Origin of the sequence: Pseudomonas sp. PS02302 (assembly GCF_029959585.1) — a bacterium.
Lineage (GTDB): Bacteria > Pseudomonadota > Gammaproteobacteria > Pseudomonadales > Pseudomonadaceae > Chryseomonas > Chryseomonas aestiva.
In genome coordinates, this window is sequence record NZ_JASCON010000213.1 from 1 (window position 1) to 209 (window position 209).

The following is a 209-nucleotide window of genomic DNA, read 5'->3' on the forward strand; positions in this document are numbered from 1 at the left end:
GCGAGGCGGAAGGCCTCGCGGATGCGCGACGGGATGTTGTCGGCGGAGGCGAACTGGTGGGTGTACTTGGTGAGCGGCGCCATCATGCGGCACACGTCGAGAATCTGGAAACGCCCCTGCTTGGATTTCTTGATCGGCTTCTGGCCGGTCAGCATCAGCATCGGCATGCCGCCCAGGTAGGCGTAGGCGCCGGCGGTGACCAGGTTGGT

The 209-nt window shown here is 65.1% G+C and carries 1 pseudogene; it reads right to left on the bottom strand.

From position 1 onward, the window contains the following. A pseudogene (locus tag QMX82_RS25810) lies at nt 1-209 on the bottom strand (thiamine pyrophosphate-binding protein); the annotation flags it as partial.